Origin of the sequence: Pantoea sp. CCBC3-3-1 (genome assembly GCF_007981265.1) — a bacterium.
Lineage (GTDB): Bacteria > Pseudomonadota > Gammaproteobacteria > Enterobacterales > Enterobacteriaceae > Erwinia.
Map to the genome: position 1 here is coordinate 2,637,139 of NZ_CP034363.1, position 11,786 is coordinate 2,648,924.

The 11,786-nt window shown below is 50.1% G+C and carries 15 protein-coding genes; 6 read left to right on the forward strand and 9 right to left on the reverse strand.

What is annotated here, in order from left to right:
* Window positions 1-35: 35 nt before the first annotated feature.
* From EHV07_RS12260 to iraP, 3 genes are all read right to left on the reverse strand, one after another.
* Entirely contained in the window at window positions 36-419 is a 384-nt protein-coding gene (locus EHV07_RS12260; protein WP_147198308.1) for a hypothetical protein, read from the reverse strand.
* 87 nt (window positions 420-506) lie between these two features.
* Window positions 507-944, reverse strand: a complete 438-nt coding sequence (locus EHV07_RS12265; RefSeq protein ID WP_147198310.1) for a lysozyme — start codon at window positions 942-944, stop codon at window positions 507-509.
* 327 nt (window positions 945-1,271) lie between these two features.
* Window positions 1,272-1,628 (reverse strand): anti-adapter protein IraP, encoded by a 357-nt coding sequence (iraP, locus tag EHV07_RS12270; protein WP_147198312.1) that lies wholly within the window; start codon window positions 1,626-1,628, stop codon window positions 1,272-1,274.
* Window positions 1,629-1,909: 281 nt separating this feature from the next.
* On the opposite strand from iraP, the gene EHV07_RS12275 reads away from it, so the two are divergent.
* The 3 genes from EHV07_RS12275 to EHV07_RS12285 are packed head-to-tail and all read left to right on the forward strand — an operon-like array spanning window position 1,910 to window position 3,368.
* Complete coding sequence (locus tag EHV07_RS12275) at window positions 1,910-2,569, forward strand: LexA family transcriptional regulator (protein WP_147198314.1); 660 nt, start codon at window positions 1,910-1,912, stop codon at window positions 2,567-2,569.
* Between the two features lie 53 nt (window positions 2,570-2,622).
* Entirely contained in the window at window positions 2,623-3,156 is a 534-nt protein-coding gene (locus EHV07_RS12280) for a DUF2778 domain-containing protein (RefSeq protein ID WP_147198316.1), read from the forward strand.
* Window positions 3,153-3,368 (forward strand): hypothetical protein, encoded by a 216-nt coding sequence (locus EHV07_RS12285; protein ID WP_147198318.1) that lies wholly within the window; start codon window positions 3,153-3,155, stop codon window positions 3,366-3,368. The genes EHV07_RS12280 and EHV07_RS12285 overlap by 4 nt, the downstream gene beginning before the upstream one ends.
* 696 nt (window positions 3,369-4,064) lie before the next feature.
* On the opposite strand, the gene EHV07_RS12300 is transcribed toward EHV07_RS12285, so the two are convergent.
* The 4 genes from EHV07_RS12300 to EHV07_RS12315 all read right to left on the reverse strand — a co-directional run bounded on the left by EHV07_RS12300 (window position 4,065) and on the right by EHV07_RS12315 (window position 6,721).
* A complete protein-coding gene (locus EHV07_RS12300; RefSeq protein ID WP_147198320.1) occupies window positions 4,065-4,514 on the reverse strand; it encodes a YcgN family cysteine cluster protein in 450 nt (149 codons plus the stop codon).
* Window positions 4,515-4,577: 63 nt separating this feature from the next.
* Complete coding sequence (locus EHV07_RS12305; RefSeq protein WP_147198322.1) at window positions 4,578-5,237, reverse strand: fumarylacetoacetate hydrolase family protein; 660 nt, start codon at window positions 5,235-5,237, stop codon at window positions 4,578-4,580.
* Between the two features lie 52 nt (window positions 5,238-5,289).
* Window positions 5,290-6,357 carry a lytic transglycosylase domain-containing protein gene (locus EHV07_RS12310; protein ID WP_147198324.1) on the reverse strand — a complete coding sequence of 356 codons (1,068 nt, stop codon included), beginning with the start codon at window positions 6,355-6,357 and terminating at the stop codon, window positions 5,290-5,292.
* An 88-nt stretch (window positions 6,358-6,445) separates the two neighbouring features.
* On the reverse strand, window positions 6,446-6,721 hold the full coding sequence (locus EHV07_RS12315; RefSeq protein WP_147198326.1) for a YcgL domain-containing protein: 276 nt from the start codon (window positions 6,719-6,721) through the stop codon (window positions 6,446-6,448).
* Between the two features lie 157 nt (window positions 6,722-6,878).
* Here EHV07_RS12315 and minC point away from each other — a divergent pair, with 157 nt between their 5' ends.
* From minC to minE, 3 genes are read left to right on the forward strand one after another with little or no spacing between them, the layout of a single operon-like run.
* Window positions 6,879-7,568: a septum site-determining protein MinC gene (gene minC, locus EHV07_RS12320; protein WP_147198328.1), complete on the forward strand. Its 690-nt coding sequence runs from the start codon at window positions 6,879-6,881 to the stop codon at window positions 7,566-7,568.
* Between the two features lie 42 nt (window positions 7,569-7,610).
* Window positions 7,611-8,423 (forward strand): septum site-determining protein MinD, encoded by an 813-nt coding sequence (minD, locus tag EHV07_RS12325; protein ID WP_147198330.1) that lies wholly within the window; start codon window positions 7,611-7,613, stop codon window positions 8,421-8,423.
* A gap of 3 nt (window positions 8,424-8,426) precedes the next feature.
* Window positions 8,427-8,696 carry a cell division topological specificity factor MinE gene (minE, locus tag EHV07_RS12330; protein ID WP_147198332.1) on the forward strand — a complete coding sequence of 90 codons (270 nt, stop codon included), beginning with the start codon at window positions 8,427-8,429 and terminating at the stop codon, window positions 8,694-8,696.
* A 53-nt stretch (window positions 8,697-8,749) separates the two neighbouring features.
* On the opposite strand, the gene rnd is transcribed toward minE, so the two are convergent.
* Entirely contained in the window at window positions 8,750-9,859 is a 1,110-nt protein-coding gene (gene rnd / locus EHV07_RS12335) for a ribonuclease D (protein WP_147200614.1), read from the reverse strand.
* Between the two features lie 106 nt (window positions 9,860-9,965).
* Complete coding sequence (gene fadD / locus EHV07_RS12340) at window positions 9,966-11,648, reverse strand: long-chain-fatty-acid--CoA ligase FadD (RefSeq protein WP_147198333.1); 1,683 nt, start codon at window positions 11,646-11,648, stop codon at window positions 9,966-9,968.
* Window positions 11,649-11,786: the final 138 nt, after the last annotated feature.

Consider the following 11,786-nt stretch of genomic DNA (forward strand, 5'->3'; position numbering starts at 1 on the left):
GCAATATTGAGCGGCCTGATTTTCACAGGCCGCATTTATTTTAGTGTCTCAATGGTTGAACCGTGAGAATTCATCACGTACACCCGATCCCCCGGATAGATGTACTGATACAGTACGCCGTCCGCTTCTTTGATCCCGGGCATTTTCACGCTGTCTACGTCGTTAATCAGCACGGCAACTGCATCTTCAACCAGTACGCCCTCCCTTTCACTGACCAGAATTTCCTCTTTTTGCAGGGTCTTTGTTTTTTCGGCATCTTCAAAAATGCCGGGCATTACCTCGGCAAAATCAGGATTGGGATGTTCACCGGTAAGCGCCAGTACAAATTCAAAGGTTTCAGAGCCTCGCCTTGCAATGGTGATGCTGCCTACCTCACAGATATGGGTCACTCCGCCAATAATACTTTTTACGGTAAGCATGGTTATCCCCTGCCGTTCATCGCATTCATCCGCTCGCGAGAGCGAGGCCCGATAGCTTTCAGTTTGTCCATCAGCGCTGATCGATCCTTACGTCAGAAAGAGCGCCCTTTCTCGCTGACGGCGTTGCAGCAGCAGATCCGCCTTATTCCCGGCCCGCTTCCATTGCAAAAATTGATCCGCTGCCGCCTGGTAGTTGCTCTGATTAAGCTCACGCAGCAGTGTGGAACCGGTGAATGCAGCTTTCCCCACGTTGAAGACGAAGCTGCACAACGCATCATACTGATTCTGCGTGAGCGGCACCTTCACGTTGCTGCTTATGGCCGCTTCCACCCAGGCCAGATCGTTTCGCAGAATGCTGGTTGACTGGTCCGGGGTGACGGCTATCCCTCTGGCAACAGGTTGCCCTTCTACCGTGCCCGTATGCCCGACACCAATAGTCCAGATGCCGACCGAATCCTGATAAGCCGTAAGACGTTCGCCCTCTTCCTGCTTGATAAAGGCAATACCGTTAGTGCTGATTTTCATAGGTCGTATCTCCTGTCTGCAAAGCTACCCGGCGGGTGCTTTTTGCTGAGCGGGTTAACAAAATGAAAAAAGGCCCACCGAAGTGAGCCTCTGAAGAAGGGATCCAGACAAATGTACCGTGCAGAAACGCAAAAGCCCCGACCGGCAAAGGTCAGGGCTTTCTTTAATTTTATTGCTCAGCTGTCACGAGCTTACCGAAAATATAGAAGTCGCGCGTAACACCTTCAAGTTTTCATGCGATCATTTTGCTGTTCATCACGTTTATGCAACAGGTTCGCGGCTTTAGCCTTTCAGATGAACGCCGTAATCGTAATGCAGAACAGGTTGTTACGGTTTGTTTTCAAACCCAATTCCGGCAGCTTCGGCAACGTTAGTGAGCCCTTTTTCATCGAGTTCACTGTCTGATTGCTCTACAAGCTTGGATATTGAAAGCAGTTCCTGGAATTCAGCAAGGAGCAACGCTGCATCGGATTTTAAAATCTCGTCTGCCTCAGCAGATTCTATCACCGTATTAATGGCTTTATTAGCACTCTCCACCATATTGGTGACGCCGCCCCTTTTACCTACGGCTAAAACCAGAGCGCTTATGAGTAAAGATTGAGCTTCGATTCTTGCGGTTAGCTTTTTCGTTTCTGCATCAAGCTTAGAGATTTTAGCAAGCATGCTCAAAATGACATTTTTCATAAACATTCCCAGGTGCAAAGAGAAAAAGTCTACTCTTCAGAGGAGAAGCCGCAATACAAATAAATCTTAAATTTTCCCTGGTATTCCGGGGGAGGGTCAGATTGATAAAGCGCGCTATTGCTTAAGCGGCCTCTGTGTCAGCCCCAGTCGCTTACGGATAACGCGTAAGTTATTCACAGGCTCCTCCTCAAAACTAAATAATACATTTTGTACATTAATGCATCAAGATAGATACACAAAATGTGTATCGCGCAAAACAATACGGATTGTATGATGCAATCATGAATATGAAATGGAATGAGCTCGCTAAAATCCGCATGCGTGACATGGGGATCGGGCAAGAAAAATTGTCTGAGCACCTTGGCATCACCAAAGGTGCTGTCAGTCATTGGTTAAACGCGCGCAGAGAACCCAGCCTCGAAGATATAGCCAAAATTATGCGCTATCTTGGCCTGAAGGCGTTCGTTGTAAACCATGATGGAACCATAGCGCCAGCAGGTTCCATTAGTAATGTGGATGGATATAAACCCTATACGCCAGGCAAGCGTTATCCCGTACTGAGTAAAGTGCAGGCCGCAGCATGGGCTGAAGCTTGTGAGCCCGACAATCTCAAGGATATTGACTTGTGGCTTGAGTCAGACGCCAGCACCCAGGGAGAAGGGTTTTGGCTCGAGGCGGACGGCGATTCCATGACTGCACCGATGGGACTCAGTATCCCGGAAGGTACGTTCGTGCTGTTCGACACCGGACGGGAGCCGATAAATGGCAGCCTGGTCGTGGCTAAACTGGTTGACGATAACCCGGCGACTTTCAAGAAGCTGGTTGTAGACGGCAGTCAGAAATACCTGCGGGGACTAAACCCGCAGTGGCCCATGGTGCCCATCAACGGCAACTGCCGGATTATCGGCGTGGCGATTGAGACAAAGATGCGGCTGGTTTAGGTTACCGCCTCTAAAGGATGTGGATAGTAAAACTGATTTAAGGAGTATTAAAAGTGCAGATCTGCATGATGGATTATGGAAGTCTTTCTCAAGATGGTAAAAGCCTAAAGTTAAATTGTTACGGGGTGGGCTCTTTTGACGTTCTGTCGGGTATTGAGCGCTTTATTAACAAACCCAACTGTTCAGACATTGAGAAGGCTGCAATCCCACCCGGCACTTATTGGATTGTCGACAGGCCAACAGGAAGCTTACTCAACCAGTTACGCGCAGAAGCCATTGATATGTACCATCTTTATAAAAATCATCATTCTGAATGGTTTGGACTGTATAGTGCAGAAACAATGAGCGACTATGTTTTTGTAAACGGTGTTCGCCGTGGGAGCTTCCGATTACATCCTCTCAATACTGATGGTTCCGGTGTATCATGGGGATGCATTACGTTCTACAAATCATCTGATTTCCAAACTTTAAGAAAATCGCTGTTAAACCGTAAAAAAATCCGCGTTCCGGGTGGCAAAGGTCTTATGGCGTATGGTCGGATCGATGTTCGTGGAGTTCCGGACTTTTCTAAGTGTGAAGTAAAATGAAAATTATCATTTTTTTTATCGTTTTTGTCGCTGTAATGGTTTTTATTCCTGATAGTTTATTGAGCAGCTTAGTTGAGCATCACGTTAACATCAGTGGTGATGGTGAAGACGCTATGGACAACTTTGAGTTTACGGTTATTGCTGCTAAAGCTGCACTCTCTACCGTGGCGGCTCTGGTAGCCTTATGGCTGTATCGAAAACGGAAAGTCTGAAAACTTAAGCGCACTGGCCGGACCCGTTCCTGCCACCCTCTATCCAGAGGGGTCACTTGGTGAGTTTCGCCGCTGGCTTCGTGAAGATTACGTACCTAAGGGTTTTCGTGAGTACCTCTCCGACAAGGTAGAGCAGAGAGTCATTGAAAATAAAAAGGCCCTTGAGGTCTTAGCAAATTTACGCAGGCCCGAATTGCCAAAAAATAAGCCGGGTGAAGTCCCAGCTCACGAGCCACATTAAATAGCCCGCCACTAAGCGGGCTTTTTTGTGCCTGCGGCTTATCTCCCGCCTGAGATTTGCCCTCTGGAAAATAAATAACCTTAAAAAACGTCACATAACGTATACACCACAAAATATGTATACATTTCGTATTATGCAGTGAAGATACATTTTGTATATTAAACCCCATCAGCAGTAAACGAGTGTAGTCAAGCTGAAACCATGCTCACCGCACCAGAATCGGACGCCAGCAGGCAATAGTGGTTAACCTGCGTGAGAAGGATAAGACAAGGGTTGATACTTCATTGCCCGGCAGATGGGGCACCCTTCATCGCAGATGATTTACAACGTATAGGGCAAATAGATGAGCGAGAACAGTCTGGACCAAATTGGTCTTTTAAACGCCAGATTTAGCACTAATGCCCCACTCATGCCACAGAGTGATGTAAGTTGACCATCAATCTTTTTTAAATCAACTATTTACCGTACCAGCGTGGCTTGTTAATGATGTGATCTTCCCAATCCTGTACTTCGCTTTCGCGCACGGCAATATGCCTGACAGAAATACGGGCTGAATGCATCGCTGCCTTGGAGCCGCTGCGCAGCGGATGCCAGACGGGCAGATTTTTCCCTTCGGCCAGCACACGATAGGCGCAGCTTGGCGGCAGCCAGGAAAAAGTGGGCAGATTGTCACGCGTTAACTTGATGCAGTCCTCTTCTAAATCGAAGCGGCGTTCATAGTTATTGCACTGGCAGGTTTTGATATTGAGCTGGTTGCAGGCCACGTTAGTGAAGTAAATTTCATCCGTGTCAGCATCCTGCAACTTATTCAGGCAGCACTGGCCACAACCGTCACATAAGGATTCCCATTCCTCGTCACTCATTTGTTCCAGCTTTTTCTGCTGCCAGAAAGGGGTATCTGTCATGTTAGTGTCCTGATTAAGTAAAAGCCCGCACCTTATAAACAGTTCGGGCTCCAGTTGCAAGTCTTACAGAACGCGAGTCGACACACCACGGCCGCCTAGTGAGACTTCAAGTTTGTCGCCCGAGACCATTGGGCCAACGCCTGCTGGCGTTCCGGTCAGGATAATATCGCCCGCGCGCAGGGTGAAGAACTGGCTCATATAGGCAATTAACGGCAGGATTTTGTGGATCATATCCTGTGTGCTTCCCTGCTGGCGCACTTCGCCGTTCACCACCAGCTTCAGCTCAACGTCTTGCGGATCGGCATCAAATTCATTCAGCGGAATAAAACCAGAAATCGGGCAGGAATTATCAAAGCCCTTGGCTTTTTCCCACGGCTGGCCAGCCTTCTTACAGCCTGCCTGCACGTCGCGTAGTGTCAGATCAAGCGCAACGCCGTATCCGGCAATCGCCTTAGCGACGTGATCTTCTGAAGCGTGCCTGAGCGTTGAGCCAATCAGCACGGCCAGCTCAACTTCATGATGAACGGCCCCAAGACTCTGTGGAATAGATAACGGCTGACGAATATCGCAGAGCGCCGTTTCCGGTTTGATAAATAACACAGGTTCAGACGGCGTTGCACTGCCCATTTCTTTGATGTGTTTTGCATAGTTACTGCCCACGCAGACCACTTTGCTCACCGGATAATCTAACAAAGCGCCCTGCCAGTTATGATGCTGATACATACTGTTCCCCTGCCTGTTATGAGTTGGATGGCCATCGCTGGCCATCATTCCGTTACTGAGAAATCGCATCGGCCATCATGCCGATACTGATGGCAAAATAATATGACCGATTCCAGTGCATGATCACACGGAAATTGTCATAAACCATAAATGCCCGGCCAGGTGCATCATCGGGCGTAATAATCCATGCGCGCTGTGAGGTATCGGGCAATGCCGCATCGCTGTTCATTCGTACGCCAAGCTTTTGCCACTCACCAACGGTTTTTGCCTGACCATTTTTCAGGCCGGCCTGCTCCGGCACAAAATCTACCGGCAGGATCACTTCCCGGCCCCAACTTTGTCCGGGCTTCCAGCCTTCAGTGGCCAGATAATTAGCCGTTGAGGCGAAAACATCATTAATGTTATTCCAGATATCGATTTTACCGTCGCCATCGCCGTCAACGCCGTAGCGCAGGAAAGAGGAAGGCATAAACTGGTTTTGCCCCATCGCGCCCGCCCAGGAGCCTTTCATTCGATCTGCGGTAATGTGCTGCTGCTGGATAATCTGCAATGCTGCGTTCAGTTCTTTGGTAAAGAATGCCTCACGGCGTCCTTCAAACGCTAACGTTGCCAGCGCGGAGACAACATCTTCCCTACCCTGGATTTTACCAAAGCTGCTCTCCATCGCCCACAGCGCCACTATATACTGCGGCTGCACGCCATATTGCTGGCTAATCGGCAATAATGCGCTCTGCTGCTGTTGATAATTATCGCGGGCCTGCTGAATTTTCCACTGGGGTAAAACACGGTTCAGGTAATCGCCCAGCGTGACCTTTTTCTCCAGCTGGTTACGATCGGAAGAAATGACATGATCGACGAAATGAACGTTGGCAAACGCGCTGTCGAGAGTCGCCTGATCGATCCCCTGCTGTCTGGCCTGCATCTTGAGCTGTTCAACATAGGCGGGGAATTCGGCGGGATCGCGACCTTCTGTCGCCAGCGTCGTTTTACCGGCGGTGGCAGATTGCGCCGTCGATTTGGCCGGGGCACTATTTTCAGGCGTAGGCGCGGCGTTGTTTTTACTGGCACATCCGGCCAGTACGAGTGAGAGAATAAGAGTACTGAGGGAAGTAAGCTTCATGCGGGCGGCCTTTTAAGAGATTCCCGCCACAAATTAAATTCAGTTCAGCGTGTCTGCGGCGGGAATATATTCTACAGATGATTCCTAATTAATGTTTTTTCTCTTTTTCCAGATGGATCTTAAGCAGGCTTTCCAGCGGAGGCGGCATTTGCAAATAATACCCCTGCTCCTCCAGTGCCGCTTTCACTTTAGCGAGGTCAGCGTTTGCCAGCCGTTTGCTCCCGTCGAGCGGCAGCATCATTGCCAGCTGGGGTTTGCCAAATCCCTGCATCAGTTCAGCAGGAACGCGTGAGAAATCGTCTTTTTTTTCGACATAAAGATAAGTCTGGTCACGCTTAGGGCTTCTGTAGATCACACAAAACATAGATTTTACTCGAATTAACCTGGATGGTGGCTTGCCTGAATATAGCAGTAACTATAACATGCTTGCAGAACTTCGGAATATTGTCCCGATGCGATTAAACGTCAGCCTGACGGCATTTAAGCATCAGGATTATAAATAACAGGACCGAGCGGGACAGATGTCACAAACGCCAATCGAGTTAAAGGGCAGCGGTTTTACTCTGTCTGTTGTTCATCTACACCACCATGATGCAGAAGTGGTGCGTCAGGCGCTTCAGGATAAAGTCAATCAGGCGCCTGCCTTCCTGAAAAATGCGCCGGTGGTTTTAAACGTGGCCTCCCTGACCAGCGACGTTGACTGGCGGCAAATGCAACAAGCTATTGCTGCCACCGGCCTGCATATCGTTGGCGTCAGCGGCTGCAAAGATGAGGCGCTTAAGCGCATCATTAGCCGTGCCGGTTTGCCTTTGCTGTCAGAAGGTAAAGAACAAAAAGCAGGTGCGACTGCCGAACCTGCAAAACCTGTTGAGCCCCCTGCTACCAAAACCCGGGTGGTCAATACGCCCGTTCGTTCCGGCCAGCAAATTTATGCCAAAAACAGCGATCTGATCGTTACCAGCAGCGTGAGTGCCGGTGCCGAGCTGATCGCCGACGGGAATATCCATATTTACGGCATGATGCGTGGCCGTGCCCTTGCGGGTGCAGGCGGCGATCGTGATTGTCAGATTTTTTGCACCAACTTGTCAGCAGAGCTGGTTTCCATCGCCGGTGAATACTGGATTATGGACCAAATCCCTGCTGAATTTTTTGCGAAAGCATCGCGTCTTTGTTTAAAAGACGGTGCTTTGACTATACAGACACTGAACTGAGCCAGGCTCACGAGCCCTTTCTTTTCTTAAGGAAATCATTATATGGCACGCATTATTGTAGTTACGTCAGGTAAGGGAGGCGTGGGGAAAACCACGTCCAGCGCGGCCATCGCTACCGGTTTAGCCCAGAAAGGTAAAAAAACCGTGGTCATCGATTTTGATATCGGTCTGCGGAATCTTGATTTAATCATGGGCTGTGAACGTCGGGTAGTTTACGACTTTGTTAACGTCATTCAGGGCGATGCTTCCCTGAACCAGGCGTTAATTAAAGACAAACGTACCGAAAACCTGTTTATTCTGCCCGCTTCGCAGACGCGCGATAAAGATGCGCTGACCCGTGAAGGCGTTGAAAAAGTGCTGAACGATCTCACCAGCATGGATTTCGAGTTTATCGTTTGTGATTCACCCGCGGGTATCGAAACCGGCGCGCTGATGGCACTGTACTTTGCCGATGAAGCGATTATCACCACTAACCCTGAAGTCTCTTCCGTACGTGACTCAGACCGTATCCTGGGTATTCTGTCCTCTAAGTCTCGCCGGGCAGAAAACGGGCAGGATCCGATCAAAGAACATCTGCTGCTGACGCGCTATAACCCAGGCCGCGTAAGCCGTGGTGATATGTTGAGCATGGAAGATGTGCTGGAGATCCTGCGTATTCCACTGGCTGGCGTTATCCCGGAAGACCAGTCGGTGCTCAGAGCGTCCAACCAGGGTGAACCGGTGATTCTTGATACCGAATCGGACGCGGGCAAAGCCTATGCGGACACCGTAGATCGTATTCTTGGAGAAGAACGTCCCTTCCGCTTCATCGAAGAAGAGAAGAAGGGTTTTCTGAAACGCCTGTTTGGGGGATAAACCATGGCCTTACTCGATTTCTTTTTATCCCGTAAAAAGAGCACAGCCAATATAGCCAAGGAACGGCTACAGATTATCGTGGCGGAACGCAGGAGGGGCGACAGCGAGCCCCACTACCTGCCGCAGCTGAAAAGGGATATTCTGGAAGTCATTTGCAAATACGTGAAGATCGACCCGGAAATGCTCAGCGTGAAGCTGGATCAAAAAGATGATGACATTTCGATTCTTGAGCTTAACGTCACGCTGCCTGAGGCAGAAGATACGCCGAAATGACCCCATCCTGCGCCTGATCCTCCCCTGCTTTTTGGCAGGGGAAGATTAATGCCTCAACAGGCCGCAAGGATCTGTTTAACGTCTTCAGCAAGCAGCTCGCCGCGCCAGCCGTCAATCAGTTCCGGTAGCGAAGTCCGTGGCTTCAGGTTCCAGTGCCAGTTCAGTAACTGGTTGATCTGACGACGAGAAGCCAGCAGTTCCTGGCTCACGCCATTTTTTTCCGCTACCTCTGCCATCAGTGCTTTCAGCTCTTTAAAGACCTTTTTATAAGCTGGCTTATCGATCAGGTTCTCAAGCGGCCTGGGCAGTTCGCTCTCATCAAGCTCATTTGCCGCTGCAACCAGCGCCACCAGCGTTTTACCGTGGAAGCGGATTTCCTGTCCTGCCAGGCCAAGATGATCGAGCTCCGCCAGAGAACCCGGCATAAAGCGCGCGACTTTCCAGAGATTCTCTTCACGCACCACGAAATTGACCGCCATGTCTTTCTCACGTGCCAGCTCCAGACGCCATGCCGCCAGCAGACGCAGCGCCGCCAGTTGACGAGGACGTAACTGCCAGGCATTAGTTATCTCGCGCCAGGCTTCTTCTGGTGCTACCACGCGTTGACGTCGCTTACACAGCAAACCGCACTCGTTCAGGGCCGCACCAATTTTGCCGTTCGCCTCGGCTTCGGCCATCAGTTTTTCGGCAATCGGCAGCAGATAAAACACGTCGGCGGCAGCATACTGACACTGTTTTTCGGTCAGCGGACGTGCAAGCCAGTCGGTGCGGGATTCGCTCTTGTCCAGCGCGATGCCGGTAAAGGATTCAACGATAGTCGCGAAGCCACAGGAGAGCGGCCGGCCGGTAAAGGCAGCCAGAATCTGAGTATCGATCATCGGCTCAGGCAGCACGCCATATTCATGCAGAAAGACTTCAAGATCTTCGCTGCCGGCGTGCAGGAACTTGATGATGTTTTTATCAAGGATCAGTTCGCGTAACGGCCCCCACTCGGTAATCGGCAGCGGATCGATTAACGCAATCTGCTGGCCATCGAAAAGCTGGATTAGCCCAAGGGCGGGATAGTAGGTGCGGGTACGAACAAATTCAGTATCCAGCGCCACGGCGGCGACCTGACGGGCGGCATTGCAAACTTCAGCCAGCGCCTCGTTGGTGGTTATCATGGTGTAATTCAAAGTGATCCTCTCGCTGCGGCTTGAACTGCCTCAGTGTGATTCAATAAAAACGCCGGCTTGACCGGCGTTTGTGTATTCTCAGAGCCCGCTAGCTTTAACTGGCCTGCGCCGCTTTCAGCGTTTCATCGCGCAGCTGACGTCGCAAGATTTTTCCGACGTTAGTTTTCGGTAAATCTTCACGAAACTCAACGATTTTTGGAATTTTATAGCCGGTCAGATGTTTTTTACAGTGCGCAATCAGCTCATCTTTGGTCAGGGAAGCCTCTTTCTTAACCACGCAGATTTTGACGATCTCACCCGCGACCGGATCGGGTACGCCGATCGCTGCGGCTTCACGCACTTTCGGGTGCAACATCAGCACATCTTCAATCTCATTAGGATAAACATTGAATCCGGAAACCAGAATCATATCCTTTTTTCGGTCGACAATTCGAATGAAACCTTCCGGATCAACCCTAACAATATCACCGCTGTGAAGCCATCCATTTTTCAGCACTTCATCGGTCTCCGCGGGACGCTGCCAGTAGCCGAGCATCACCTGCGGCCCCTTGATACACAGCTCGCCAGGCTCCCCGTTACTGACCTCATTCCCCCGATCGTCCACCAGCTTAATATCGGTAGAGGGTACGGGCAGCCCAATGCTGCCGCTGTGGTAACGAATATCGTAAGGATTAACCGAAACCAGCGGCGAACACTCGGTCAGGCCGTAACCTTCCAGGAGATAATGCCCGGTCAGCTTTTCCCAACGTTCGGCCACGGCTTTTTGTACCGCCATGCCGCCGCCTGCGGAAAGCGTCAGGCTGGAGAAATCTAACTTCTGGAAGTCGTTATCATTTAATAATGCGTTAAACAGCGTGTTGACGCCGGTAATGGCAGTAAAACGGGTTTTAGCCAGCTCTTTTACCATCCCAGGAATATCGCGCGGATTGGTTATCAGCAGATTGGCACCGCCCAGCTCCAGAAACAGCAGACAGTTAACCGTCAGCGCAAAAATATGGTACAGCGGCAGCGCGGTTACTACCGTCTCTTTTCCGTCCTTGAGTAAAGAACCATAGGTCGCTTTAGTCTGTTCAAGGTTGGCCTGCATATTACGATGGGTAAGCATGGCGCCTTTCGCCACGCCTGTGGTGCCGCCGGTATATTGCAAGAAAGCCAGATCGTCATTAATAATTTCAGGCCGCGTATACTGCATTCGATAGCCTTTATGCAGCGCGCGCCTGAATGAGATAGCATCCGGCAAATGGTATTTCGGTACCAGACGCTTAATATAGCGAACAACAAAATTCACCAGCGTCGCTTTAGCGGGTGATAACTGGTCGCCTAAACGGGAAAGAATAACGTGCTTAACCTGTGTTTTTGCGACCACTTTTTCCAGCGTGTGCGCAAAGTTAGAGACAATAACAATGGCGCTGGCACCACTGTCATTCAGCTGATGTTCCAGCTCACGAGGCGTATATAAAGGATTAACGTTCACCACCACCATACCGGCACGCAAAACGCCAAATAAAGCAACAGGATACTGCAACAGATTCGGCATCATCAGCGCAACCCTGTCGCCTTTTTTCAACCCTAATCCCTGCTGCAACCAGGCAGCAAAAGCCCGGCTGCGTTCTTCCAGTTTCCGGAAAGTCATTGCCTGACCCATATTGATAAATGCAGGGCGATCGTCATAACGCCTGACGGCCTGTTCAAAAAGATCAACCAGGGACGTATAACGATCGGCGCTGATTTCAGCCGGAACATCGGCAGGATAACGGTTTAACCAAACCTTATTCAAGGAAACACCTCTGAAACGTGTATTTGTTGTCATCGCCACCTCAGCCTAACCGCCGTTAACATTATTTTAACTCAGCGTACCAGTTTGCTGAACACGTCGTTTTGAGGTTGCGAAGCGCATCACTAAATTAATCTCATC

What these genes read in the sequence shown, in the direction of transcription:
- EHV07_RS12260 (WP_147198308.1), bottom strand. Translation starts at nt 419, where the DNA reads ATGCTTACCGTAAAAAGTATTATTGGCGGAGTGACCCATATCTGTGAG.
- EHV07_RS12265 (WP_147198310.1), bottom strand. Translation starts at nt 944, where the DNA reads ATGAAAATCAGCACTAACGGTATTGCCTTTATCAAGCAGGAAGAGGGC.
- iraP (WP_147198312.1), bottom strand. Translation starts at nt 1,628, where the DNA reads ATGAAAAATGTCATTTTGAGCATGCTTGCTAAAATCTCTAAGCTTGAT.
- EHV07_RS12275 (WP_147198314.1), top strand. Translation starts at nt 1,910, where the DNA reads ATGAATATGAAATGGAATGAGCTCGCTAAAATCCGCATGCGTGACATG.
- EHV07_RS12285 (WP_147198318.1), top strand. Translation starts at nt 3,153, where the DNA reads ATGAAAATTATCATTTTTTTTATCGTTTTTGTCGCTGTAATGGTTTTT.
- EHV07_RS12300 (WP_147198320.1), bottom strand. Translation starts at nt 4,514, where the DNA reads ATGACAGATACCCCTTTCTGGCAGCAGAAAAAGCTGGAACAAATGAGT.
- EHV07_RS12305 (WP_147198322.1), bottom strand. Translation starts at nt 5,237, where the DNA reads ATGTATCAGCATCATAACTGGCAGGGCGCTTTGTTAGATTATCCGGTG.
- EHV07_RS12310 (WP_147198324.1), bottom strand. Translation starts at nt 6,357, where the DNA reads ATGAAGCTTACTTCCCTCAGTACTCTTATTCTCTCACTCGTACTGGCC.
- EHV07_RS12315 (WP_147198326.1), bottom strand. Translation starts at nt 6,721, where the DNA reads ATGTTTTGTGTGATCTACAGAAGCCCTAAGCGTGACCAGACTTATCTT.
- minC (WP_147198328.1), top strand. Translation starts at nt 6,879, where the DNA reads ATGTCACAAACGCCAATCGAGTTAAAGGGCAGCGGTTTTACTCTGTCT.
- minD (WP_147198330.1), top strand. Translation starts at nt 7,611, where the DNA reads ATGGCACGCATTATTGTAGTTACGTCAGGTAAGGGAGGCGTGGGGAAA.
- minE (WP_147198332.1), top strand. Translation starts at nt 8,427, where the DNA reads ATGGCCTTACTCGATTTCTTTTTATCCCGTAAAAAGAGCACAGCCAAT.
- rnd (WP_147200614.1), bottom strand. Translation starts at nt 9,859, where the DNA reads ATGATAACCACCAACGAGGCGCTGGCTGAAGTTTGCAATGCCGCCCGT.